This is a genomic window from Arthrobacter humicola, from assembly GCF_022803015.1.
GTDB classification, from domain to species: domain Bacteria; phylum Actinomycetota; class Actinomycetes; order Actinomycetales; family Micrococcaceae; genus Arthrobacter; species Arthrobacter humicola_A.
The window spans coordinates 1-1481 of the sequence record NZ_JAFKON010000029.1 but is presented as its reverse complement, the minus strand read 5'-3'; the positions used below and the strand labels follow the sequence as shown (position 1 = coordinate 1481).

1 rRNA gene is annotated in these 1481 nt (G+C 54.4%); it reads right to left on the bottom strand.

The window, feature by feature from the left end:
• Positions 1-1286: ribosomal RNA gene (locus ARTB_RS21295) — 23S ribosomal RNA — on the bottom strand; the annotation flags it as partial.
• Between the last annotated feature and the right edge of the window lie 195 nt (positions 1287-1481).

Genomic DNA, 1481 nt, shown 5'->3' with positions numbered 1-1481 from the left:
GCTTGGCTATTGTCTGAAATCCACAACTTCGGCGGTGTACTTGAGCCCCGCTACATTGTCGGCGCGGAATCACTTGACCAGTGAGCTATTACGCACTCTTTTAAGGATGGCTGCTTCTAAGCCAACCTCCTGGTTGTCTTCGCAACTCCACATCCTTTCCCACTTAGCACACGCTTAGGGGCCTTAGTTGGTGGTCTGGGCTGTTTCCCTCTCGACTATGAAGCTTATCCCCCACAGTCTCACTGCTGCGCTCTCACTTACCGGCATTCGGAGTTTGGCTGACGTCAGTAACCTTGTAGGGCCCATTAGCCATCCAGTAGCTCTACCTCCGGTAAGAAACACGCAACGCTGCACCTAAATGCATTTCGGGGAGAACCAGCTATCACGAAGTTTGATTGGCCTTTCACCCCTACCCACAGCTCATCCCCTCCATTTTCAACTGAAGTGGGTTCGGTCCTCCACGACGTCTTACCGTCGCTTCAACCTGGCCATGGGTAGATCACTTCGCTTCGGGTCTAGATCACGCCACTGCAACGCCCTATTCAGACTCGCTTTCGCTACGGCTTCCCCACACGGGTTAACCTCGCGACGTAACACTAACTCGCAGGCTCATTCTTCAAAAGGCACGCCGTCACCCCAACACGATCGCTCGCGGAGGCTCCGACGGATTGTAAGCACACGGTTTCAGGTACTGTTTCACTCCCCTCCCGGGGTACTTTTCACCTTTCCCTCACGGTACTGGTCCGCTATCGGTCATTAGGGAGTATTTAGGCTTATCAGGTGGTCCTGACAGATTCGCACGGGATTTCTCGGGCCCCGTGCTACTTGGGATACTTCACCAGGCGGTGCACAACATTTCGGTTACGGGGCTCACACCCTCTACGGCCGGCCTTTCAAGACCGTTCACCTATGCCTGCACTCTCACCTTCCCAGCCCGGCAGAGCTGGAGTGGGAAGTCCCACAACCCCGACCATGCAACGCCCGCCGGCTATCACACATGGAACGGTTTAGCCTGATCCGCGTTCGCTCGCCACTACTGACGGAATCACTATTGTTTTCTCTTCCTGCGGGTACTGAGATGTTTCACTTCCCCGCGTTCCCTCCACGCACCCTATGTGTTCAGATGCGGGTCACCAGGCAGCTCGCGCCCCTGGCGGGGTTTCCCCATTCGGACACCCTGGGATCACAGTCCGGTTATCGACTCCCCCAGGCTTATCGCAGATTCCTACGTCCTTCTTCGGCTCCTAATGCCAAGGCATCCACCGTGTGCTCTTAAAAACTTGACCACAAAAGATCAAGGAGTAATTTTCGAGAGAACCACAGAAACCACCACCATCACCCCAAAAGGCAACAGCGACAGATCCAGGTTCATATTCTTGGAAATTGCTTCTTATAAAAGATGCTCGCGTCCACTATGTAGTTCTCAAACAACAACCCCGTACCACACACCCCACACACGCCCCACAAAAGGGAACAACCGT